General features: G+C 68.1%; 19 protein-coding genes. 9 read left to right on the forward strand and 10 right to left on the reverse strand.

From position 1 onward, the window contains the following. Positions 1 to 5: 5 nt before the first annotated feature. The 6 genes from flgK to ASF25_RS02505 form a co-directional block, all read right to left on the reverse strand. Complete coding sequence (gene flgK, locus ASF25_RS02480) at positions 6 to 1,466, reverse strand: flagellar hook-associated protein FlgK (RefSeq protein WP_056303022.1); 1,461 nt, start codon at positions 1,464 to 1,466, stop codon at positions 6 to 8. 108 nt (positions 1,467 to 1,574) lie between these two features. Beyond that, entirely contained in the window at positions 1,575 to 2,801 is a 1,227-nt protein-coding gene (locus tag ASF25_RS02485; protein ID WP_056303024.1) for a flagellar hook protein FlgE, read from the reverse strand. Between the two features lie 85 nt (positions 2,802 to 2,886). Further along, positions 2,887 to 4,242 carry a flagellar protein export ATPase FliI gene (gene fliI, locus ASF25_RS02490; protein ID WP_056303172.1) on the reverse strand — a complete coding sequence of 452 codons (1,356 nt, stop codon included), beginning with the start codon at positions 4,240 to 4,242 and terminating at the stop codon, positions 2,887 to 2,889. A 4-nt stretch (positions 4,243 to 4,246) separates the two neighbouring features. Further along, complete coding sequence (flgF, locus tag ASF25_RS02495; RefSeq protein ID WP_056303027.1) at positions 4,247 to 4,972, reverse strand: flagellar basal-body rod protein FlgF; 726 nt, start codon at positions 4,970 to 4,972, stop codon at positions 4,247 to 4,249. Between the two features lie 3 nt (positions 4,973 to 4,975). Continuing rightward, entirely contained in the window at positions 4,976 to 6,190 is a 1,215-nt protein-coding gene (locus tag ASF25_RS02500) for a DUF1217 domain-containing protein (RefSeq protein WP_056303029.1), read from the reverse strand. Positions 6,191 to 6,286: 96 nt separating this feature from the next. Further along, positions 6,287 to 6,829 carry a hypothetical protein gene (locus ASF25_RS02505; protein ID WP_244472870.1) on the reverse strand — a complete coding sequence of 181 codons (543 nt, stop codon included), beginning with the start codon at positions 6,827 to 6,829 and terminating at the stop codon, positions 6,287 to 6,289. A gap of 151 nt (positions 6,830 to 6,980) precedes the next feature. On the opposite strand from ASF25_RS02505, the gene ASF25_RS02510 reads away from it, so the two are divergent. Both ASF25_RS02510 and ASF25_RS02515 read left to right on the forward strand, forming a co-directional pair. Then, complete coding sequence (locus ASF25_RS02510) at positions 6,981 to 7,286, forward strand: PilZ domain-containing protein (protein ID WP_056263332.1); 306 nt, start codon at positions 6,981 to 6,983, stop codon at positions 7,284 to 7,286. A 413-nt stretch (positions 7,287 to 7,699) separates the two neighbouring features. Then, the gene (locus tag ASF25_RS02515; protein WP_056166351.1) at positions 7,700 to 9,121 is read left to right on the forward strand and encodes a flagellin; all 1,422 of its coding nucleotides are present in this window, start codon (positions 7,700 to 7,702) and stop codon (positions 9,119 to 9,121) included. Between the two features lie 114 nt (positions 9,122 to 9,235). Here ASF25_RS02515 and ASF25_RS02520 read toward each other — a convergent pair whose 3' ends face one another. Further along, the gene (locus ASF25_RS02520) at positions 9,236 to 9,916 is read right to left on the reverse strand and encodes a response regulator transcription factor (protein ID WP_056166348.1); all 681 of its coding nucleotides are present in this window, start codon (positions 9,914 to 9,916) and stop codon (positions 9,236 to 9,238) included. 337 nt (positions 9,917 to 10,253) lie between these two features. Between ASF25_RS02520 and ASF25_RS02525 the strand changes: the two genes are divergently transcribed. The 4 genes from ASF25_RS02525 (at position 10,254) to ASF25_RS02545 (ending at position 16,610) form a co-directional block, all read left to right on the forward strand. Further along, positions 10,254 to 10,703, forward strand: a complete 450-nt coding sequence (locus tag ASF25_RS02525; protein WP_056166346.1) for a tellurite resistance TerB family protein — start codon at positions 10,254 to 10,256, stop codon at positions 10,701 to 10,703. Between the two features lie 293 nt (positions 10,704 to 10,996). Next, on the forward strand, positions 10,997 to 12,973 hold the full coding sequence (locus tag ASF25_RS02530) for a CoA-transferase (RefSeq protein WP_056166344.1): 1,977 nt from the start codon (positions 10,997 to 10,999) through the stop codon (positions 12,971 to 12,973). 188 nt (positions 12,974 to 13,161) lie between these two features. Beyond that, positions 13,162 to 14,082 carry a bestrophin family protein gene (locus ASF25_RS02535; RefSeq protein WP_056303030.1) on the forward strand — a complete coding sequence of 307 codons (921 nt, stop codon included), beginning with the start codon at positions 13,162 to 13,164 and terminating at the stop codon, positions 14,080 to 14,082. A 1,061-nt stretch (positions 14,083 to 15,143) separates the two neighbouring features. Further along, on the forward strand, positions 15,144 to 16,610 hold the full coding sequence (locus tag ASF25_RS02545) for a methyl-accepting chemotaxis protein (protein WP_056303033.1): 1,467 nt from the start codon (positions 15,144 to 15,146) through the stop codon (positions 16,608 to 16,610). Between the two features lie 511 nt (positions 16,611 to 17,121). Here the strand turns inward: ASF25_RS02545 and ASF25_RS02550 are convergent. Both ASF25_RS02550 and ASF25_RS02555 read right to left on the reverse strand, forming a co-directional pair. Beyond that, positions 17,122 to 18,231, reverse strand: a complete 1,110-nt coding sequence (locus ASF25_RS02550) for an asparaginase (RefSeq protein WP_056166331.1) — start codon at positions 18,229 to 18,231, stop codon at positions 17,122 to 17,124. Between the two features lie 186 nt (positions 18,232 to 18,417). Further along, positions 18,418 to 18,777, reverse strand: coding sequence for a hypothetical protein (locus tag ASF25_RS02555; RefSeq protein ID WP_056263322.1), 360 nt, complete (start codon positions 18,775 to 18,777; stop codon positions 18,418 to 18,420). Positions 18,778 to 18,876: 99 nt separating this feature from the next. Here ASF25_RS02555 and ASF25_RS02560 point away from each other — a divergent pair, with 99 nt between their 5' ends. The 3 genes from ASF25_RS02560 (at position 18,877) to ASF25_RS02570 (ending at position 21,820) form a co-directional block, all read left to right on the forward strand. Further along, on the forward strand, positions 18,877 to 19,827 hold the full coding sequence (locus ASF25_RS02560) for a LysR family transcriptional regulator (RefSeq protein ID WP_056166326.1): 951 nt from the start codon (positions 18,877 to 18,879) through the stop codon (positions 19,825 to 19,827). 24 nt (positions 19,828 to 19,851) lie between these two features. Further along, on the forward strand, positions 19,852 to 20,040 hold the full coding sequence (locus tag ASF25_RS02565) for a hypothetical protein (protein WP_056303035.1): 189 nt from the start codon (positions 19,852 to 19,854) through the stop codon (positions 20,038 to 20,040). A 124-nt stretch (positions 20,041 to 20,164) separates the two neighbouring features. Beyond that, positions 20,165 to 21,820: an acyl-CoA synthetase gene (locus tag ASF25_RS02570; protein WP_056303037.1), complete on the forward strand. Its 1,656-nt coding sequence runs from the start codon at positions 20,165 to 20,167 to the stop codon at positions 21,818 to 21,820. A gap of 103 nt (positions 21,821 to 21,923) precedes the next feature. Here ASF25_RS02570 and ASF25_RS02575 read toward each other — a convergent pair whose 3' ends face one another. Next, on the reverse strand, positions 21,924 to 22,193 hold the full coding sequence (locus tag ASF25_RS02575) for a hypothetical protein (protein ID WP_056303039.1): 270 nt from the start codon (positions 22,191 to 22,193) through the stop codon (positions 21,924 to 21,926). Between the last annotated feature and the right edge of the window lie 23 nt (positions 22,194 to 22,216).

Below are 22,216 nucleotides of genomic sequence, written 5' to 3' on the forward strand. Positions count from 1 at the left end.
GGCGATTATCGCACCGCATCCATCAGGGTCTTGAGAAGGTCGTTCACCAGGGTCAGCAGTTTGGCCGAGGCGGTGTAGGACCGTTCGAGTTCGAGCGCCCTCGCCGTCTCGTCGTCGGTGTTCACCCCCACCGCGTTGGACAGGGCGTCGCTCGTGCGCGCCAGCAGGGTCGATTCGTAATCGGCCAGGAACGCGGCCGACTTGCGCTGGCCTTCGAGCCAACCGGCCGACCCCGTGGCGAAGGACAGCAGGCTGTCGCTGGTGCGCAGGCCGGTGGCGGCATCGAAGGTGCGGTCGGCGCCGAGCGCGGACACCAAGCCGCGCAGGCGGTCGGCATAAGCGGCGGCACCGGTGTTGCTGCGGTAGTCGGCCCCGTTCATCCCGCCGTCGCGGAGGGTGTCGAGGGCGCTGCCGGCCATGCGGGGATCGACGGCGGCATTGATGCGGATCTTGGCGGCGAGCCCCGTCTCGGCGACGGGCAACCGGGCCGGGACCCCCGCGGATCCGTCCGTGAACAGGCCCATCAGGGCGGCCGGTCCCGTGCCGTTCGTGCGGGGTTCGGCGAAGGCGGTGACGAGCCCGCCCGCGAGGGCGTCGAGCTGGGTCTCGTAACGCACGGCGACGTCGTCGCGCAGCGTGGCGAGGCCGACGATCCGGCCCGAGCGGGCGGGCATCGGCGAGGCGGCCCCGGTGACGGGCACGCCATCGATCATGACGGCCTTGCCCGTCGAACCGGCACTGAACGCAGCGGTCGGTTCGAAGGTCACCTTGCGTGCGCCGCGCTCGAACAGGGGCACGCCGCTGTCAGTGTAGATCGCCACGTCGTTGCCCGCGCGGACGGCGGTGGTGATGCCGATCTCCTCGGAGAGCTGGGTGAGGATGCGGTCGCGGTCGTCGAGGGCATCGGTGACGTCGGCGCCGATGGCGGTGCCGCGGGTGACGGTCTGATTCGCCGCCTCGTAGGAGACGAGCAGATCGTTGATCCGCACCACGGAGGTCGCCATGGCCGTATCGGCCTGCTGGCGCACGGTCTGGACGGCCGCGGCGGCCGTGTTGAGGCTCCCGGCGAGATCGCGGGCGGCCTCGACGGCGTTGCGTGCCAACTCGACGGAATCGGGCTTGTTGGCCGCCGCCTGCAGGGCGGCGTTGAGAGCACCGAGGCGGGCGGCCGGCGACGTTGTCGAATCGGTGTCGCCGATGGTCTGGCTCAAGGTCTGGAGACCATCGAGCACGGCTTGGCTGCCGGCGGCCTCGGAGGTCGCGAGCATCTTGCGGCCGAACAGGGCCGCGTCGGCGGCCCGCAGGACGTTGACGGCGCTTCCGCCCCCCGCCGTGACAACCGTCGCGATCCGGCGCGCATAGTACGGATCGTTCGCCCCGGCGGTGTTGCGCGCGGTGACGGCGATCTGCGCGGCGGAGGCCGCCAGGGAAGTGCGGGCGCTGTTGAGCGCCAGGGAGAGGCCCATCGTGGGGTTCCTGAGGGAGCGGGCGTGTCGGAGGCGATGCGGACGGAGAGGCCGGGACGTCCAGGGATCGGCGCGGGGCCGGCCGCCGCGATGGTGCCGGCCGACGCGTCAGCGCTTGAGGTTCATCAGGGTCTCGAGGAGCTCGTTGCCGGTCATGAACACCTTCGAGTTCGCCGTGTAGACGCTCTGGGATTCGATCATGGCCGTGAGTTCGGACGAGACGTCGACGTTGGACTGCTCCAGGGCGCTCGACTTGATGGAACCGAGCCCGGAAAGGCCGGCGAAGCCGATCTGGAGGTCGCCGGAGGTGCTGGTGGGCAGGTAGATGTTGCCGGCGCGCGGCTCGAGGTTGTCGGGGCTCGCGACGTTGGCCAGCGGCACCTTGAAGGCGAGGGCGCGGCTGCCGTCCTCGTAGAGGGCATAGACGGAGCCGTCCGAAGCGAAGTCCGAGCCCGTCACCGCCGAGGGCGCCTTGCCGTCTGCGGTGCCCTTGAGATCGTAGCTACCGGCGAGCTGGGTGATCTTCGACATATCGAGGTTGATCGACGTGCCGTTGGCGGCGGCCAACCGGGAGACCGCCGCCGTGACGGCCGCCGGATCGGAGATCTGGCCGTTGGCATCGAAGCCCAGGGTCACGGTCGCGAGGGCCGTGTTGTTGCCCGGGACGTAGACCTGCGCCTGCCACTGGTTGGCCGTGGGGGACTTGCCGAGGACGATGTCGAGCGTGACCTTGTTGCCGAGCTGATCGTAGGTCACCATGGAGGTCTTCTTGGTGTAGACCGTATCCGACAGGGGGGCGGCCAGGGGTGCAGCGTCGGCCGGCAGGTTGCCGCTGATCGTCGCCGCCTTGGTCGCCGTGGCCCTCATCCCGAGGGTGGAGACGTTGACCGGCACCATGTTGGCGGTGCTGTTGAGGGCCGGTGTCGCCTCGCCGTTCTCGCCCACCGCGTACCCCATGAGGGTGAAGCCGCCGGAATTGACGAGGTTTCCCGTCGGCCCGTCCTCGACGAAGTTGCCCGAGCGGGTCAGCGACGTGGCATTGTTGCTGTCGCGCACCACGAAGAAGCCGTTGCCCTGGATGGCGAGATCGGTCTTCGAGGTGGTGAAGGAGACGGGGCCCTGCGCCGAGACCGAGCGGCGGATCACCGTCTCGACGGCGCCGGAATTGTAATCGCCGGTGCTGCTGGAATCGAGGATGAGGGACGAGAACTCGGTGCCGGTGCGCTTGTAGCCCGTGGTGCCGGCGTTCTGGATGTTCTCGGCCACCGTCGAGATGCGGCTCGACTGCGCGTTCATGCCGGAGACGCCGGTGCGCAGGACGCTGATGAGACTCATGGGATGACCTCGGTGAAACGGCGGGCCGTGCTGGACGGCACTAAAGGCAGGATGGCTTGCGCGGGGCTGGTCGCGTCCTTGGGCGTCAGCTCCGCAGGGATTGGGCGAGTTCGAGGAAGGCGTCCGCGCTCGGGGCCATGCCGGGCTCCTGGCGCAGGGCCTCGTAGATGCGCGGCACGAGGAGGATGGCCTGATCGAGTTCGGCGTCCTCGCCGGCGCGGTAGCCGCCCATGAGCCTGAGGTCGCGGGTCTCCTCGAACCGCGCCATCATCGCCTTGAGGCGACGCACGAGTTCGCGTTGCTCGGGCGTCCACACGGCGGTGGCGAGACGCGAGATCGAGCCGAGGAGATCGACGGCCGGGTAGCGGCCCTGCTCGGCGATGGCCCGGTCGAGGACCACGTGACCGTCGAGGGTGCCGCGGATCGAGTCGGCGACGGGGTCGTTGTGGTCGTCGCCGTCCACCAGCACGGAGAAGATGCCGGTGATGGAGCCGGAACCGTCGCGGCCGGGGCCGGCCCGTTCGAGGAGGCGCGGCAAGTCCGAGAAGACGCTCGGCGGGTAGCCCCGGGCCACCGCCGGCTCGCCCGCCGCCAGGGCGACGTCGCGGGCCGCATGGGCGTAGCGGGTCACGGAATCGACGATGAGCAGCACGGAGTCGCCGGCATCGCGAAATGCCTCGGCGATGGCCATGGCGACCTTGGGCGCCTGGCGCCGCATCATCGGGCTCTCGTCGCCGGTGGAGACGACCACCACGGCCTTGTCGAGGTTGCCTGCCATCGGGCCTTCGAGGAACTCGCGCACCTCGCGGCCGCGCTCGCCCACCAGGGCGACGACGACGCTGTCGAAGCCGGTGGCGCCGGCGAGCATCGCGAGCAGCGTGGATTTGCCGACGCCCGAGCCCGCGAAGATGCCGATGCGCTGCCCGAGGCACAGGGGGGTGAACAGATCGAGGGCCCGCACGCCGGTGCGAAGCGGCGCCTCGACCCGGCCGCGCGCCATGGCGGGCGGCGGAGCAGCGTCGATGGGCACCGCGCGCGGTCCCGGCACGAGCGTGCCACGCCCGTCGATGGGGCGCCCCAGCGCGTCGATGACCCGGCCCTTCCAGCCCGCATGGGGCCGCAGGGTCGGGTCGCCGAGGCGATAGGCCGGCGTGCCGATCCCCGCCTCGATGCGCGCCTCGAACGGCTTCAGGGTGACGCCGCCGGCATCGATGCGGACCACCTCGCCGACCTGCTCGCGGCCGCCGACCCGGAAACCCATCCGGTCGCCGAGCTTGAGGAAGGGGGCGACGCCGCCGACCCGGGCGGCGGTCGCGGTGACTTCCTGGATCGGACCCGCGACCCGGACCAGGGGCAGGGCCTCGCGCCCGGAGGCGAGGGCGGCGGCAAGCCGGTCGATGACGTCCGGGCCGGCAGCGGCTTCGGTGGGTTCGCCCTGCATCACCTCAGCCCTGCGGGCTCAGGGAACGGATGGAACCCTGGAACGAGGATTCGGTCTCGGCGGTGAGGTTGGCCGCGCTCTCGAAGGCGCGCTGGATGGTGATGAGCTTCGTCATCTCGAGGATCGGGTTGACGTTCGAACCTTCGACGAAGCCCTGGACCATGCCGGTGCGGGTGAAATCCTGGACGGGCCGGGCCGGAAGGCTCGAAGCCACGCCGTTCGATTCCGCCCGCCGCAGGGTGCCCTTGGGGTCGAGGGTGAACAGGCCGATGGAGCCGACCTGGTTCACGCCCTGCGAGACGCTGCCGTCGCGGCCGATGGTCGGCGGTCCCTGCTGGGGATCGAGGAGGATCGGGCCGCCGCCCGCGTCGAGGACCGGCAGGCCGCTGACGTTGCGCAGGCGCCCCGTGGCGTCCATCGTCAGGCGGCCATCGCGGGTATAGACCGGCCCGCTCGCGCCGCCGACGCTGAACCAGGCATCGCCCTGGATCGCCACGTCGAGGGGGGAATCGGTCTTGGTCACCGGGCCGGACTTGGTCTGGAGGTAGGTGTCGCCCGAGGAGGCGAAGGCGATCGCGCCCTTGCTCGCCTGGGCGAGGAGGGCCGAGAACTTGGTGTCCTCGGCGCGGTAGCCGGAGGTCGCGAGGTTGGCCACGTTGTTGGCCACCGCATTCATGCGCTTCTCGACGGCGATCTGGCCCGAGAGCGCGACGTAGAGGGCGTTCTGCATGGCTCAGGCGTTCCCGAACAGCGCGAGGATCGGATCGGACGCGGTGTTGTTCTGCGCATCCCAGATCGCGGTGAAGCGCTTGATGAACTGATCGAGCTTCTGTGGGTCCCGGAAGCTCGCGAGATCGACCTTGCTCTCGATGAGTTCGGCCTGCCGGGCGAGGGCCTCGGACGAGGTTCCTCCGGCGGGCAGGCCGAGCACGGTCTTGACCACCTGAGACAGGGCCGAGTCGCCGAGGATCGCGTAGCCGCTGGTGGCGCCCCCCGCCATGCGGGCGAAGTAGAGGGCGAGGCGCACGCCGGTGTCCTCGGCGCCGGCATCGCTCTCAAGGGTCTGGCGCAGGTAGGCCTCGGTGACACTCTTGGCTTTCGCGTCCATGGGCAGATCGGTGCCGAAGCCGATGTCCAGGGGGGTCTGCCCGGCCCCCGACGGGGCGACGTTGCGGATCGCGAGCGTCCGGTTGGTGCCGCCGGCCTCGTAGAGGGTGTCGGCCGCGAGGCCGGTGCCGCCCGCGACGCCATCCGCGCCCAGGTTGGCGTAGGCCGTGGTCTCGAAGAACAGGTTCCTGCGGACACCGATGCCCACCTGGACCTTGCCCGCGAGGTTGCCGTCTCCCGAGGCGGCGATCTGCCCGTTGATGGCGGCGGCGATCTCCTCGGCCGTGACCTGGGACAGATTCTGGACGACGGACGCCAGGGTCTTGTTCGACAGGACGATGGTGGCCGACCTCGTCGTCGCGGCATCGACACGGGTGGAGAGCTGGAACGAGACCGCGTTGGTGCCGGAAAAGTCGAAGGTTCCGGACAGGTCGAGGGCACCGTTCAGCTGCGCGGTGCCGGCGGCGGTCGGGCCCGCCTCGGTGATCGTGCCCGCACGGCCGGTGGCGGAGGCGCCCTGCGCGAAGTCGAAGGCGCGCGCGAAGGCGACGTAGCGGTCGTCGGCGAGGCGGTTGGCGAAGCTCGCCCGCGTGTCCGTTCCCTCGGTGAGGACCTTGCGCATGAACGCCTTGGCGTAGGTCATGTCCTCGAGGCCGAACGCCTTCATGGCGTAGGTGTAGAGGCGGCGGTCGCCGAGGAAGGCGTCGATGGAGGTCACGCTGCCGATGTTGGCCTGGAAATACGCCGTCTCGCGCGCGACTTCGGGCGCTGCCGCCTTGCGGGCCAGGGAGGCCGTCAGGTCCTTGGTGATCAGCGTGTAGTTGGTGAAGGTGCTCAGCACGCGAAGGTCTCCCGGTCGGCGGCCCGGGGCGCGCGCACGAGGATAGGGGCGGCGCGGGCGATCATCGTTTGATCCGGCCTGGATGAGGGGCGGGGGTCAGAGCCGTGTCGGCCCGATGATGGTCTCGGAGGTGACGACGACCCAGCCGGCCCCCGTCGGCTGGATCGAGATGACCCGGCCGGCGCCGGGCAGGACCGCGCCGGGCACGATCTGTCTCAGGCCGTTCGGACCTTCGACCCAGGCCCCGTCGCCGGAGACCCGGCGCAGGACGTAGCCGCGCGCCGCGACGCCGGGTCCGGCCCGGTCCGCGGGGTCGGAACGGCCGAGTTCGGGGCCGGCGGGCCGATCGGGCAGCGCGCCTGTGGTGGTCGGGTCGAGATCGAGGACGGCGGTCCGCACAGGTGCGACGGGCTTCTTCCAGGCGAAGGTGCCGATGGAGGCCGGGAGGAAGCGTTGCACGGCGTAGTCGTGGGTGCCGCTGGTGATGGTGTAGACGGCGAACCCGCTCGAGGCCGCGGCGAGCACGAGGCAGACCCCGATGGCCGCCCGCTCGAACGCCGCGTCGCGGGCGCGCCGCAGGGCCTGGGCCCCGGCGAGCGGGCGGCGATGGGCGGGCACGGGTGTGAGGCGAACGGGCATGGCGCCTGGAGCGAAGGAGTTCCTGAGCCCCGAACGTTGCGTGGATATGGTTTACGAAAGGTTAATCCGGCCGGCCTCCCCGGGCGCATGCGGCCGAGTCGTTAACGATGATGGGTGATAGCCGCAGCGAGCGGCGTGGGGGTCAGGGCGAATGACGGACGGACAGCGCGAGGCGGAGGGTCGGGCCGGGACCGTACGGCCGCGCTCGCCCCGACGCCACCGGGTGATGCAGCAGGGCCGGATCGTCCTCGGGCCGGACACGCTCCTGCCCTGCGTGGTGCGCGATCTTTCACCGGCGGGCGCCAAGATCGTGCTGTCGCGACCCATCCCCCTGCCGGACAGTTTCGATCTCGTCATCGCCGCCCACGACCTCAGGACGGTGTCGGTCCGCCTGCGCTGGCAGCGGGGCGAGGTCGCGGGCGTGCGGTTCGCACCGGCAGGCGATCCCGCCCCCTGAGACTGTTTTCCGGATGATCCATTCGGAGACAGTCTCAGGCAGCCCGCGCGGCGCCTGAGCGAAGCCCAAATCCGCATCGCGAAGCGATCGACCGGATTTGGTGTGAGACGGTGCATTCGGGCACAGGGCCGGGCCGGTGCGCTTAAGCGCTTGCTAACGCGCTCCCCGCAGAATGCATCCATCGACAAACGGTTCTCCCCACGGAACCGGCACGAGTTCGATGCGAGTGCAGTGGATGAACCGATCTGGTTCATAGACATGACGTCGCCCCACTGGTCCGGCGAAAACCCGGAATGTAATGAATCGTGACTTGAGAACGAAGACCTTTATCTTCGGGCGCTTTTCACGACAGGTCGGCCGACTGCCGAATTACAGAAACTCCCGTAGAATTTCAGTCCCGGATCACACCCGCCATGACCAGCCTGCTGACCAACAACGCCGCGATGACGGCGTTGACGACCCTGAAGAGCATCAATTCGCAGATCGACATGACGAGCAACCGGGTCTCCACCGGCCAGCGCGTGTCGAACGCTTCCGACAACGCAGCCTATTGGTCCATCGCCACCACGGTGCGCACCGACAACGCCTCCCTCAGCGCCGTGAAGGACTCCCTCGGTCTCGGTTCGTCGGCGGTGGACACCGCCTATAACGGCCTGAACAGTGTCCTTTCCAACCTGCAGAACCTGCGCGCCAAGTTGCAGACCGCCCTCCAGCCCGGCGTGGATCGGACCAAGGTCCAGACCGAAGTCGCCGCCATTCAGAATCAGATGAAGGGTACGGCCGACTCATCGGTGTCGAGCGGCCAGAACTGGCTCTCGGTGGATTCCAGCGCCGCATCCTATCAGGACGAGCGTTCCGTGATCGCGGGTTTCTCGCGTGACACGACCGGAACGATCAACTTCTCGAAGGTCAACATCGATGTCGAGGCAATCAAGCTCTACGATGTGACGAGTTCAACGGTCGTATCGACGGGCACCGCCGGTAGCGTCGTTGGATCGACGTCCCTCACCGGCACCGCCGCATTTCGTCCGGCGGATCCCGTTGCAACGCGTGGGACTGCCAACTTCAGCGGACAGAACCAGGAAATCTTCAGCCTGACCCTCGACGACGGCAACACGGCGACCATCCGCCTCGATCAATCCACCCTTGCCTCGGCCGTATCCAACCTCGCGAAGGTGACGACGGAAGAGTTGATTTCAGCCATCAACAACCAGATCGCGGCCGACACGGCGGTGACGCCGCTCGCCGGCAAGGTCAAGGCCTCCCTCGATTCCGGTGGCCGGCTGACCTTCCAGACCACTGCGACCGGCACGGGCACCAACGCCAAGCTCACCATCCTCAACCTGGCTGCCGTGAACGATGGCGGAATCACGGCGGGCGTGAAACTCGGGATCGGTTTCGGCACCGGCGTTGCTGCGACGGACGCCCGAAAGGGCGAAGGCACGGCCGCGTCCACGACCAGCGGACAGGGCATCCTCGATACCGTGAACGTGGGTACCGGGTTCTCCATCGCCTCCATCAACATTTCGGGCCTCGTCGGCACGGCGGGTGACACCAGCCTCAGTGCGATCATCACACAGGTCGACAAAGCCATCGCGTCCGTGACCGACTCGGGCACGAAGCTCGGTGCCAGCAAGACCCAGATCGACGGTCAGAAGAGCTTCGTCGATACGCTCATGAAGGCCAACGACCGCACCATCGGCATCCTGGTCGACGCCGACATCGAAGAGGAGTCCACCAAGCTCCGGGCCCTTCAGACCCAGCAGCAGCTGGCCGTTCAGTCGCTCAGCATCGCGAACTCCTCCAGCCAGGGCGTGCTCTCGCTGTTCCGGTAAGATCGAGCATCGTCCCCGGGCTCCGCTCCGGGGACGGTCGCGCTCGAACGAAAGAACCCGCGTTCTCCTTCGAGAGCGCGGGTTCTTTCGTTTGAGCGGATACAGAAAGCGCCGTCAGCCGACGAAGGTGTACCCCGCCAGGCGCTTGGCCTCGATGGGATCATAGCCCAGGCGCATGCGCAGCTTCTTACGCAGCTTGCTGATGTGGCCCTCGACGACGCTCTCCTCCACGTCGCTGCCGTGGTCGGCGTAGACGGCGTTGAAGATCTGGGCGCGGGTGAGCTGGCGGCCGCGGTTGCGCGCGAAATATTCGAGGATGTGGCGCTCGCGCCGGGGCAGCGTCAGGCTGGTGCCGTCGATCTCGGGATCACGGCCGTCGGTGTGGATCTTGAGGCGGCCGGCCTTGTCCTGGGCCGCGCCCTGCCCCTCGCCCCGGCCCATCCGCCGGCGGATGGCTTCGGCACGGGCGAGGATCTCGCGGACATGGACCGGGCGGCGCACCACGTCGTCGATGCCGGCGGTGAACAGGTCGAGGGTCTGCTCCAGGGAGCGGGTCTCGTTGAGGGCGATGATCGGGGCGTGCGACAGGCTGCGGATCGCCGCGGTGCTGCGGGTCCGGTTCGCGGATTCTCCGAGCACGAAACCCTGCACGGCGGCGAGGTCTCCGGCCGGGGCGGTGTCGAGCCAGGCCTGGAACGCGTCCGCCGCGAGGCTGTGGGCGGTGACGCCCTGGGCGCCGAAGCCCGCAACGGTCTCGCTCGCCACGCAGCTACGCTCATCGACCACGATGTACATGACGCCGTCTCGCTCCACGCATGCGGGTTCGCCCGGCCAAGCACAGCCGTGCACCCGATCTGCTTCGATTTCGGTTTGATCTTGAATCGCACTTCGCACGGCGTCGACGGACACTTGGATAACCCGGACGAAACCTGGACTATCCTCGACACATCCGCCGCGACGCGGCGCCGTTTGGTGGTATCGTTTTGTTAAGAAAATGGTTAATTTTTTGTTAAGTGGGGTGGCGCCCCGTCACTGTCCGGCCGTCTGTTGCGGTCGCGCCGCACCCGGTACCGCCAAGGCGTGACGCCAAGCCGAAACGAAGTCGAAACGCCAAACCGAAACAGGGAGCATCATGGGACTGATCCAGGACCTCGTCGGACGCTTCACGCAGAACGTCGCCGCCTATGTCGGCGACCGGGTGCTGATGGAGGCGGCGGTCTCGGCCGCCGCCAACGTCATCCTGGCCGACAGCGAGATCGACGAAGAGGAGGTCGAGACGGCACTCGCGGGCATGCGGGCCAACCCGATCCTCGAGAAGGGCTACGACACGCTGAAGCTCGAAGCCGAACTGTTCGAGGCCCTGGAGCGAGCGCGCACCCGGGCGGGCCGCGCGGAGAACCTCCAGCACGTCGCGGGGCTCGTCGGGCGCGAGGCGGGCCAGCGCGAGGCGGTGTTCCTCATTGCCGCCGATGTCGCCGATCAGGCCGGCATCAGCGCCGTCGAGCATCGCGCCCTGGCCGAGATCGCCACGGCCCTGAGCGTGGACAAGGACCGGCTTCTCGGAGGCCAATCCGGCGCGTAATAATGTATAATCTTGGGCCGATCAGCGACTTCGCCAGTCATGGCCAGCCGCGATACCCGTCCCGAGCCCCTCCAGGGCCTGGAAACAGGTCCCGGGGATAGTTCGGGCACAATGCATATGTGCAGCGCAACAGCGCTTAAACGCACCGCACCACGATCCGTGACACTCTTGCGAAGTCGAGGGGCGGCCTCTACGCTCGGCTCAGCCAACAAGACTTCCACGACACCGAAACCGGCACAATAGATCCTGCCGCCTGACATCGACAGTGGAGGCACGGGGAGGAGAACGGGGCAATGAAGAAAAATAAGGTCATCTCGGCGGAAGAGGCCATCGCGCTCATCCGGCAGAACGATGTCGTGACCACAACGGGCTTCGTTCAGAGCTGCATTCCGGAGGCGCTGCACGCCGCCCTGGAGAAGCGCTTCGTCGAGACCGGCGCCCCGCGCGACCTCACCCTGATCATGACCGCTGGTGCCGGCGACAGCAAAGGCCTCGGGACCGGGCGTCTCCACCACGAGGGCCTGCTCAAACGCGTCATCGCGGCGAATTTCGGCCGGATGCCGAAGGTCGCCAAGGCGGCCCAGGAGAACAAGATCACCGGCTACAACCTGCCCCAGGGCGTGATCTCGCAGCTCTACCGCGCCTGCGCCGCCGGCCAGCCGGGACTGTTCTCCAAGGTCGGCCTCCACACCTACGTCGATCCGCGGCACGGCGGCGGCCGCGTCAACACCCTGACGCAGGACGAGATCGTCAAGGTGGTGGACGTGGATGGCGAGGAGTGGCTGTTCTATACCGCCACCAAGATCGACGTCGCCTTCATCCGCGGCACCTCGGCCGATCCCGCCGGCAACATCTCCTTCGAGAAGGAGGCGCTCACCCTCGACTGCCTCGCCCAGGCCATGGCGGCGCGCAACAACGGCGGCATCGTCATCGCCCAGGTCGAGCGCATCGTCGACGACGGCTTCCTGCTGCCGAAGGACGTGCGGGTACCCGGCATCCTCGTCGACTGCGTGGTGTTGGCCGAGCCCGAGATGCACCGGATGAACTACGGCGTGCAGCACGATGCGGCGCTCGCCGGCCAGATCCGCGTGCCGGTGACCGGCATGAAGAAGATGGCGCTCGATGCCCGCAAGATCATTGCCCGGCGCGCCGCCTTCGAGCTGCCGCCCAACGGTGTGGTCAATCTCGGCGTCGGCGCGCCGGAGGGCATCTCGGCGGTGGCCAACGAGGAAAAGGTGACGCCCTACATCACCCTCACCACGGAAGCCGGGGCGGTGGGCGGCGTGCTGGCCAGCGGGTCGAGCTTCGGCGCGGCGACGAATGCCGACTGCGTCATCGACCAGAACCAGATGTTCGACTTCTACGACGGCGGCGGCCTCGACATGACCTGCCTCGGGCTGGCCGAGTGCGACCAGCACGGCAACGTCAACACCAGCATGTTCGGCGGCCGCCTCAACGGCTGCGGCGGCTTCATCAACATCTCGCAGAACGCCCGCTGCGTCGTCTTCGCCGGCACGTTCACGGTGGGCGGCCTGGAGACGGTGATCGAGGACGGCAAGCTCCGCATCGTCACCGAGGGGCGCGCGCAGAAGTTCCTGCCCCAGGTGGAGCAGATCACCTTCAGCGGCTCCTACGCGCAGATGCGTTCGCAGCCGGTGATCTACGTGACCGAGCGCTGCGTGTTCCAGCTCACCGACGAAGGCCTGGAACTCATCGAGGTGGCGCCGGGCATCGACATCGAGCGGGACATCCTGCCCCATATGGGCTTCACGCCCATCATCAAGCAGCCGGCGCTCATGGATGCGCGCCTGTTCCGCGACGAGCCGATGGAGCTCCTCGCCGATCTCCTGAACCTCAACCTGTCGGAGCGCGTCAGCTACGATTCCGAGCGCAACATCCTGTTCGTCAACCTCGAGGGCTGGCATGCCCGCGTGAAGAGCGACATCGACGATCTGCGCAAGGTTCTGGTCGGCGCCTGCAAGAAGGCCGGCCAGCGGGTCAACTCCGTGGTCAACCACGACGGGTTCCGCATCAACGAGAACCTCTACGACGACTACGCGAGCATGATCCAATACTTGGCGGCGAACTACTACGCGACCACCACCCGCTACGCCACGAGCGCCTTCCTGCGCCTCAAGATGGAAGAAGCCCTCAACCGGCGCGGGCTCGCCCCGCACGTGTTCGAGCGCAAGGAGGACGCCCACGCCTTCGTGGACGGCCTCGACAAGAAGGTCCGCCGCGCCTCCACGGCCATCGCGTCGGCGGCGTAAAAAACCCCCTCCCGCCTGCGGGAGAGGGTGCCTACGGAACGGGCGGGCCGGGACGAAGTCCCGCAAGAGGGGGGGCGCGACCTTTTCGCAGAGGGCAGCGCTCCCCTCTCCCGACCCGCTCACGCGGGCCACCCTCCCCCGCAGCGGGGGGAGGGGTCTCGCGCTCGAACACCGAAGCACCCAAAAAAATGATCGTCCGCTCGCGTCCGGGTCTTCTGACGATCCTGTTCACCCTGCGCGGCTCGATCCTGCCGCAGGTGGCGCCGAAGGTTCTGGGCATCACCGCCGTGGCGCTCGCCGTGGTGGCGGCGGAGATGCGGTGGCCCGAAGCATTCCCCATCACCGCCGGGGTTGGGCCGTTCACCCTCATCGGGTTGGCCCTCTCGATCTTCCTGAGCTTTCGCAACGGCGCCTGCTACGATCGCTGGTGGGAGGCGCGCCGGGCCTGGGGCTCGCTCATCGTCGAGACGCGGGGGATCGCCCGCCTGCTGGCCGCACTCCTGCCCGAGCCGGAGCATCAGGACCTGCGGCGACGGGTCCTGCGGCGGATCTCGGGGTTCGCCCATGCCCTCCATGCGCAGGTGCGGGGCGGAAACGAGGTCGCGGCCGCGAGCCCCTGGCTTCCGCCCAGCGAGGCCGACGCCCTCGTCCGGGGGCCGAGCGCGGCCGATGCTGTGCTGGTGCGCCTCACCGCCGATCTGGCCGGGGCCTACCGAACCGGCGCCCTCACGGACGTGCTGTTCGGCCTCCTCGAACAGCGGATCGCCGCCCTCTCCCAGGCGCAGGTCGTGTGCGAGCGCATCCACGGCACGCCGTTGCCGTTCGCCTACACCCTGCTCCTGTACCGCACGGCGTGGCTCTATTGCCTGCTGCTGCCGTTCGGCCTCGCGGCCTCCCTCGGCTGGGCGACGCCGCTCGCCGTGGCCCTCGTCGCCTACACGTTCTTCGGCCTCGATGCCCTCGGCGACGAACTCGAGGAGCCGTTCGGCACGGAGCCCAACGATCTGCCGTTGGACGCGCTCCTCCACACCCTCGACGGCGTCGTCCTCGACGCGCTCGGCGAGCCGGCCCCTCCGGCGCTCAAGCCGGAGCGGTATTGGCTGACGTGAGAGACCGACGTCGCCGTTGTCGGCAGAGGCAGGCTGCCCCTTCGATCGCCAGCCAGGAATAGCATTCCGCCCGTCCCCATTCGGCAGCCGCACCGCCGATGCAGGCCTGAGGACGCAGATTTGCCGTCGTGGCGCATTGGTCGACGGGGCGACGACCACAACCAAGCGGTTCACAGTGCGGCGATCGAATGCGACGCCTCGCTCGTCCGTGCAGGTCGTCGAATGCGAGATAGTTCAGCGGGTCGTGCAGGTATCCAGGGACGAACTGTACGACGAGTCCCGCTTCTTCGTATCAGCCAGACGTTTCTATCACGCTGCGGAAACCGACGCGCGATGGCGGAAAGCACGATGAGAAACTCGCGAAATGGGAGACGGCACGCAGTGCGCATGATGCTAGGCGGCAAATACCGCGGCCTCGCGCCTGGTCCGACCATAATTCGATATCGTCAGATTCCAAGTCTCGCAACAGGTACCGCAATACGATCTAGGCTCGATAAATTTCGGTTGTTATTTATTTCGAGGGCACCTGTAGCATAACCTCCGGTGGAATCGATCGCCACAAAAACAAGAGATCAAATGCAATGACTTAGTCTTGCGTATATTCGTATTTACTAGAGATCCGAGCGAATACAATTCAACAATAAAAACAATCCGTAACGGTTTTTTAGAACGTAGTCCCTACTAACACAGATCATATTCAATCGATCCGGTTTCGCCAGTGACACAAGTCACATCATCCAATCGCGCAGGCTTGCTCCTCCTCTGGGGCACGGCGCTCGCGATCCTGGTTCTCCCGGTCAGCGTCATGGCGGTCCCGACCTCGGACACCGTGGCTGTGATTGGTCCGCCTGGGCGCGACACAGCAGCCATCGTGGCACGGGCTAGAGGCACCATTCTGCGTCTCGGCGGCTGGGACAATGTCCTCGTGGTGCGGGCCGGGTCGACCGATTTTGTCGCTCGCCTCTACGCCTCCGGAGCTTGGCTCGTCATAGACGCCCAGTTTGCCACAGCCTGCACGCCATCCTCCCGAATCTGACCAGCGCAATGGACCCCGGCCCGCGATGACGAACCTGGATTCTCTCCGGCAAATTTTCGGCCGATATCTCATCACCCTCCTCTGGATGCATCTCCCGGTCATCGCATTCAGCGCCTGGGTCGCTGGAAATGCGCCGACGGTACCCCTCGTGGTCGCCGGCCTCCTGGCTGGACTCAGCACCTTGGTGTGGTGGAACTCGCCGACAGGCTTGGCCACCCGCCTGGTCTGCAGCCTATCGCTCGTTCAAATGGCCGCGATCCTGATCTCTGCGCTGACGGGGCATCTCTGGCAGATCGACCTGCACATGTACTTCTTCGTCTGCCTGGCAGTGCTGGTCGCGTGGTGCGACTGGACCGTTCTTGTCGTTTGCGCCGCCGCCATCGCCGGTCACCATCTCGCGGTGAACATCGCGATGCCGGCGCTGATCTTTCCCGGTGGAGCCAAGAACTCGGACACGGCACGCGTGGTACTCCATGCTGTCATGCTAATCTTCGAGACGTGCGTGCTGGCCTGGATCGCGCGCACCATCGCGACGGTGTTCGCCGCACAAGCTGCCGCCGAGGGCGCGATCCGGGAGCAAATGGAGCGGATGCGGGCACTGGAATCGGAGACCGTGCTGATGCGGGCCGGAGCGGATACGCAGCGCCGGGCCGCCATGCAGCAGACCGCCCACTACTTTGAATCCACGGTGAGCGGCATCCTGGGCCGGGTCACGCAAGCGGCGGCGGCGATGCAGGACACCGCCCGGGTCATGCGGGGGACGGCGGAGGGCACGACGGACCGGGCCATGTCCGTGGTCGGCGCCGCCGAGAGGGCCGCGCACAACGTCAGCCAAGTGGCCTGTGCCGCCGAGGAACTCGGCGCTTCCGTTCAGGAGATCGGTCGCCAGGTGGCGGAATCGGCGCGGGTGGCACAGGGCGCGGTGGGTCAAGCCAACGCCACCGGTCACCTGGTTCATGCTTTGAGCACGGGCGCAGCCCGGATCGGAGACGTCGTCGGAATGATTTCCGGCATTGCCGGCCAAACAAACCTCCTGGCCCTCAACGCAACCATCGAAGCGGCGCGCGCCGGGGAAGCCGGACGGGGCTTTGCGGTCGTGGCGGCAGAGGTCAAGGAGCTCGCCAACCAGACCGCCCGGGCGACCGAGGACATCACGCAGCAGATCAACGCGATTCAAGGCACGACCGGTGAGGCGGTAACGGCCATCGAGGCGATCGTTGCGCAGATCCGCACGATGAGCCGGACGGCGGACGCCATCGCTTCGGCGGTAGACCAGCAGGGATCGGCGACCCAGGAGATCATTCGCAATGTGGCTGAGGCAGCCACCGGTACCGGGGCAATCACGGCCGTCATCGGCGGCGTCGCCCACTCGGCCGGCGAGACCGGCGAGGCGGCGGCCCGGGCCCTCGCCTCGGCCTCGGAACTGGCGCAGGAAGCCAATCAACTCGGAGGCGAGGTCAACCGGTTCCTCCAAACCGTCAAGGCGGCCTGATTGTGAAGGCTGCCTGACGCGCCAGGGCGTGAGGGCGCGACGTGGCTTCTCCCGAGCCGTCGCCTAGCAAGGGCAATCCGGGTCGACGGCCTGCTGGACGCCGATCGGAATCCACGAAAGTCCGATGCGGCTTCGGGTCGACCACTCAATCCGGCCGGTTCGTACCTGTGGAGTCGGTTCGCAGCACTGCTCGTGATGAACGAAGCGCGTGCCCTGGAACTAGCTGGAACAGGACGGAGCGCTTCGGACTTGCGAACCGAGCATTGCCCGAACCCGAGCCGAAGCATGGCAGAAGACGTCGAGTTGGTGCATTCGGAGCGCGGACGGAGCGGCCCGTGGGGCGGGTTGCAAACCGCAAGGTCGATAGCGCCAAGCCTCATCCGGTTGGCATCTTAAAACAGGCGTCGTGAGACGGAAGACCCATATCCGCCTCCGAGATCTTCCGGAATCGAGGGGACGGGTGTCGAGCGGCACGTCCGCCGCCGTCCCTCGACCGCCGGTCATCCGCCACTCAATACTCCCAGAAGATCCGCTGCAGCTCCTTCGTGTCCTGCGTTTTCGTCAGCGCCACCGCGGCCAGGATCTTGGCCTTCTGCGGGTTGAGGTCGTGGGCCACCACCCAGTCGTACTTGTCGTCGGGCTGCTCGGCGTTGCGCAGGACGAAGCCGTCGCCGACGCGCGACGAGCGGATGATCTGCACGCCCTTCGCGCGGAGGTCCTTCAGGGTGTCGACGAGGTACCCGGCCACCGAGCCGTTGCCGGTGCCGGCGTGGATGATCGCCTTGGCGCCGCCCGCGACCGCCGAGGTGTAGGGCTCCGGGTGCATGTTGCCGGAGCCGTACACGATGGCGACCTCGGGCAGGCTGTCGATCCCGTCGATATTGAACTCGGAGGTGGTGCCGTGGCGCTTCACCGGGGCGCGGAACCAGTAGGTCTTGCCCTCGACCACCATGCCCAGCGGTCCCCATTGGCTGAAGAAGGCGGAGGGCTTGATGTTGACACGCTTGGTGCTGTCGCGGCCGGCCTGGATTTCGTCGTTCATGGTCAGCAGCACGCCCTTGGCGCGCGCCTCCTTGGCGCTCGCCACCACGACGGCGTCGAGGAGGTTGAGGGCCCCGTCCGCCGAGATCGCCGTGGAGGGGCGCATGGAAGCCACCATCACGATGGGCTTGTCGGTCTTCACCACGAGGTCGAGGAAGTAGGCCGTCTCCTCCACCGTGTCGGTGCCGTGGGTGACGACCACCCCGTCGACGTCGTCGCGCTTGACCAGGGCCGAGATCTGCTTGGCGAGCTGGATGAGTTGGGCGTTGGTGAAGCTCTCGGAGGCGATCTGGAACGCCTGCTCGCCGCGCACGTCGGCCACGCCCGCGATGGCCGGCACGGCGGCGATGAGCTTGTCCACCGGCACCTTGGCGGCTTGGTAGGTGGCGCTGTTGGCCGCATCCGCCCCCGCCCCCGCGATGGTCCCGCCGGTGGCGACGATGACGACGCGTGGTTTTGCCGTCACAGCCGCCGGGGCGGTGGTGCCGGGCGCGGCGGGAGCCGGGCCTTCCAGGGCGGCGACGGGCAGGCTTCCCGCCATGAGGAGCGCCAGAAGGGTGGCCGGTGCGGTGCGTCGCATGAATCGGTCCTGGGTCGGTGACGGTGTTCCCGCTATTGTGGCCCGTGCAACCACCCGCGCCCAGGTGAAAAAGACAGCGATGGGCACCATTCGGGGTGCAGCACGCCCGACTTGTCACCGGATCGACGAAAAACTCTCCCGGCCGGGACGGGCCGGGAGAGCGAAGGGCGGCAACGGCGAGACCCTTCAGTCGAGGGCCGCCGCTTCCCGGGTCGGAGCCGGGCGTGGCCGGGACACGGCGACGGTGTCGCCGGTGCGGCTGATCTCGACGGCCTCGGCGGCCGCGCCGCGTTCCTGCGGCGTCGAGAGGGTCACGCTCTGGCCGGAGGCCAGGACGGTCTCGAAGCGGACGGCGCGGGCGGCATCCGTGCGGGCCAGGGTCACGACGACCCGGTAGCCCTTGGGCTCGGCGGTGTAATAGGCCACGCCGGCGAGTTCGCCGAGGTTGATGCTGCCGCCATCGAGCGGCTTGATGGTCTCGGCCGAAGCGGTGCCCGTGAGGGCGGCGGCGAGGGCGGCGGCGGCGGTGAAGGTCCGGAACGTCATGGTGTCGGGTCTCGCGGTGTGGGCAAGAAGCGGTGTGCCCTTGCGTCTGGACCCGATATGCAGTGCGGTGCACCATGGATCAAACAGAACGCATCGATAATGACTATTGACCATGTCGATCTATCACGGATCGACCTCAACCTCCTGGTGGCCCTCGACGCCCTCCTGTCCGAGCGCGGCGTCACCCGCGCGGCCGCACGCATCGGCATCGGCCAATCCGCCATGAGCTCTTCGCTGGCGCGCCTAAGGGTGCTGTTCGGCGACGAACTCCTGACCCGGGCGCCCGAGGGGATGCGCCCGACGCCGCGCGCCCTGGCGCTCGCCGAGCCCGTCCGCACCCTGCTGCGGCAGGTGCAGTCCCTGGTCCGACGCGACGCGGTGTTCGACCCGCGCACGGTCACGCGCACCTTCACCATCGGCCTGCCCGACAGCGCGGAGGTGCTGCTCGGGCCCCGGCTGCTCGCCTACCTGAGGGCGGAGGCGCCCGGGATCAGCCTGCTGCTGCGCTCCATCGACCGCATCCGCATCCTGCAGGAGCTCGACGCCGACCGGGTCGACCTCGGCATCGGCTTCTTCACGGAGGGGCAGACGCATCATAAGCGCCGCCTGCTCTACCGCGACAACTACCTCTGCATGTTCAACGCCGACCTCGTCGGCATCACGCCCCCGATCTCGCTCGCCGATTACGTCCGCTTCCCCCACGTCCTAACCAGCCTGAAGGAGACCGCCCACGGGGTGGTGGACGACGCCCTGGCGAAACTCGGGATGAGCCGGACCCTGGCGGTGACGACGCCGCGCTTCCTCGCCGTGCCGTTCCTCGTGCGCAGCGCCCCGGTGATCACCACCATGCACGCGCGCCTCGCCACCTTCTTCGCCGGGGCACTCGGGCTCAGCGTCAGCCCGGCCCCCGTGGAGCTGGAGGATGTGGCGATCTCGATGCTGTGGCACGCCTCCTACGACGACGATCCGGCCCATCGCTGGCTGCGCGCCACCATCCTTCGCCTTGCCGAGGCCGAGGCGCCGGGCACCGCCTTCGGTGCGGCGCGTTAGGAGCGAACACCGAGGAGGACGCCCATGGCCGACGATCACGACGACACGTCTCAGGATGCCGCGAAAGACACCCGGAAGGCCCCTGAGGGTAAGCCCGCCAACGCGGCCCCGGACGCGGTGATGGACCCCAACGAGAAGACCGACGGCAAGCCCGGCGCGGGTCCCCAGGGCGGCGGCACGCCGGACGACGAGACCGATCCCGGCGGCGGCTGACGCGCCCTTTGCGGGGCGTCCCTTGCCCGCCGGGGCCCCTTGTCGACCGAAGGACCTTTGCCGGCCGGGGGCCACTTGTCGGCCGAAGGCCGACCGGTACGGTATCCCGAAAGGGAGACACGCCATGAACGCCTCCGATTCGGCCCCGGCCGCCGGACCCTCGATCTATGACCGGGATCTGGACAAGAACCCGGCCAACCATCAGCCGCTCACGCCATTGAGCTACCTCGATCGCGCGGCGCGGGTGTTTCCCGACCACGTCGCGGTGATCCATGGGCCCCTGCGCCGGACCTACGCCGACCTCTACGCGCGCAGCCGACGCCTCGCCGCGGCCCTGGCCGCACGCGGCATCGGCCGGGGCGACACCGTGGCGGTGCTGCTCGCCAACACGCCCGAGATGATCGAGTGCCATTACGGGGTGCCGATGACCGGCGCCGTGCTCAACACCCTGAACACCCGCCTCGACGCCGCCGGCCTCGCCTTCTGCCTCGATCACGGCGAAGCGAAGATCCTCGTCATCGACCGGGAGTTCTCCACGGTGGTCGCGTGCGCCCTGGCGCAGGCGACGGTGAAACCCCTCGTCATCGATGTCGACGATCCGGTGTTCACCGGCGACGGCTCGGCCGTCGGCAGCCTCGGTTACGAGGCGCTTCTGGCCGAGGGCGATCCGGCGGCGGATTGGGCGATGCCGGCGGACGAGTGGGACGCGATCGCGCTGAACTACACTTCCGGCACCACGGGCGACCCCAAGGGGGTGGTCTATCACCATCGCGGCGCGGCCCTGCTGTCGCTCGGCAACGTCATCACCGGCAACCTCGGGCAGCATCCGGTCTATCTCTGGACCCTGCCGATGTTTCACTGCAACGGCTGGTGCTTCCCCTGGACCCTCTCGGTGGTGGCCGGCACCCATGTCTGCCTTAGGCAGGTGCGGGCCGGGGCGCTCTACGCGGCGATCGCCGAGCACGGCGTCACCCATCTGTGCGGCGCGCCCATCGTCATGCAGCTCCTCCTCGGAGCCTCCGACGGCGAGCGCCGCCCCCTCCCCCACCGGGTCGCCTTCCTCACCGCCGCCGCGCCCCCGCCCCAGGCGGTGCTGGCCGCCATGGGGGCGGCCGGCTTCGACGTGACCCACCTCTACGGGCTGACGGAGACCTACGGACCGGCGGTGGTGAACGCCTGGCACCAGGACTGGGACGCCCTCGATGCCGATGCGCGGGCCGAGAAGATGGCGCGCCAGGGCGTGCGCTACCCCGTGCTCGAAGGGTTCGACATCCGCGATCCCGAAACCTGCGAGTCCGTACCGGCCGACGGGACGACCATGGGCGAGGCGATGTTCCGCGGCAACGTGGTGATGCGCGGCTACCTCAAGAACCCGTCCGCCACCGAGGCCGCTTTCAAGGGCGGCTGGTTCCGCTCGGGCGACCTCGGGGTGAAGCACCCCGACGGCTACATCCAGCTCAAGGACCGCGCGAAGGACATCATCATCTCGGGCGGCGAGAACATCTCCTCCATCGAGGTCGAGGACGCCCTGTTCCGCCACCCGGCGATCGCCTCCGCCGCCGTGGTCGCCCGGCCGGACCCGAAATGGGGCGAGACCCCCATGGCCTTCGTCGAACTCAAACCCGGCGCTACCCTCGAGGCCGACGCCCTCATCGCCTGGTGCCGCGAGCGGCTGGCAGGCTACAAGCTGCCGCGCCACATCGTGTTCGGGGACTTGCCCAAGACCGCGACGGGCAAGGTGCAGAAGTATCTTTTGCGGGAGCGGGCGAAGGCCGAATGACATGGTCGCCGCCGGATGAGTTCGGTGACGTGGTGAAACGGGTGTCCCCACACCTTCCAGGCGGGGGAGCCGGTCGCGCTCGCGCGATCCGAAGTCGATCTCATCACGACCCCGCCGGACTTTTCGATCCGCAATGGCGCCCATTCAGACTGCGGCGATAACGGTGATGCGATTGCCAGAGGCCCAGCCCAGCACTCCCTAGAAGGGCTAGGATCAGAACGGGCGAAAAGATCCAGATCATGAACGCGGCCTTCTCCCCGTCGCCCGTCGCAAGCCAGCGAATGCCGAGACTGAACGCCAGGAGGCCAGCGGCGAAGGTACCGATCGCGGTCAGGGCGCCGACGAGCAGCGCCGACAGCTTGGGGTGGTTCACTTCGAAACCTCCGCTGCGGCGTT

The sequence above is a fragment of the Methylobacterium sp. Leaf100 genome, from assembly GCF_001422845.1.
Classification (GTDB): Bacteria; Pseudomonadota; Alphaproteobacteria; order Rhizobiales; family Beijerinckiaceae; genus Methylobacterium.

Excerpts from the sequence above, each read along its gene's own strand:
- flgK (WP_056303022.1), bottom strand. The coding sequence starts at position 1,466 with ATGGGCCTCTCCCTGGCGCTCAACAGCGCCCGCACTTCCCTGGCGGCC.
- ASF25_RS02485 (WP_056303024.1), bottom strand. The coding sequence starts at position 2,801 with ATGAGTCTCATCAGCGTCCTGCGCACCGGCGTCTCCGGCATGAACGCG.
- fliI (WP_056303172.1), bottom strand. The coding sequence starts at position 4,242 with ATGCAGGGCGAACCCACCGAAGCCGCTGCCGGCCCGGACGTCATCGAC.
- flgF (WP_056303027.1), bottom strand. The coding sequence starts at position 4,972 with ATGCAGAACGCCCTCTACGTCGCGCTCTCGGGCCAGATCGCCGTCGAG.
- ASF25_RS02505 (WP_244472870.1), bottom strand. The coding sequence starts at position 6,829 with ATGCCCGTTCGCCTCACACCCGTGCCCGCCCATCGCCGCCCGCTCGCC.
- ASF25_RS02510 (WP_056263332.1), top strand. The coding sequence starts at position 6,981 with ATGACGGACGGACAGCGCGAGGCGGAGGGTCGGGCCGGGACCGTACGG.
- ASF25_RS02515 (WP_056166351.1), top strand. The coding sequence starts at position 7,700 with ATGACCAGCCTGCTGACCAACAACGCCGCGATGACGGCGTTGACGACC.
- ASF25_RS02520 (WP_056166348.1), bottom strand. The coding sequence starts at position 9,916 with ATGTACATCGTGGTCGATGAGCGTAGCTGCGTGGCGAGCGAGACCGTT.
- ASF25_RS02525 (WP_056166346.1), top strand. The coding sequence starts at position 10,254 with ATGGGACTGATCCAGGACCTCGTCGGACGCTTCACGCAGAACGTCGCC.
- ASF25_RS02530 (WP_056166344.1), top strand. The coding sequence starts at position 10,997 with ATGAAGAAAAATAAGGTCATCTCGGCGGAAGAGGCCATCGCGCTCATC.
- ASF25_RS02535 (WP_056303030.1), top strand. The coding sequence starts at position 13,162 with ATGATCGTCCGCTCGCGTCCGGGTCTTCTGACGATCCTGTTCACCCTG.
- ASF25_RS02545 (WP_056303033.1), top strand. The coding sequence starts at position 15,144 with ATGACGAACCTGGATTCTCTCCGGCAAATTTTCGGCCGATATCTCATC.
- ASF25_RS02550 (WP_056166331.1), bottom strand. The coding sequence starts at position 18,231 with ATGCGACGCACCGCACCGGCCACCCTTCTGGCGCTCCTCATGGCGGGA.
- ASF25_RS02555 (WP_056263322.1), bottom strand. The coding sequence starts at position 18,777 with ATGACGTTCCGGACCTTCACCGCCGCCGCCGCCCTCGCCGCCGCCCTC.
- ASF25_RS02560 (WP_056166326.1), top strand. The coding sequence starts at position 18,877 with ATGACTATTGACCATGTCGATCTATCACGGATCGACCTCAACCTCCTG.
- ASF25_RS02565 (WP_056303035.1), top strand. The coding sequence starts at position 19,852 with ATGGCCGACGATCACGACGACACGTCTCAGGATGCCGCGAAAGACACC.
- ASF25_RS02570 (WP_056303037.1), top strand. The coding sequence starts at position 20,165 with ATGAACGCCTCCGATTCGGCCCCGGCCGCCGGACCCTCGATCTATGAC.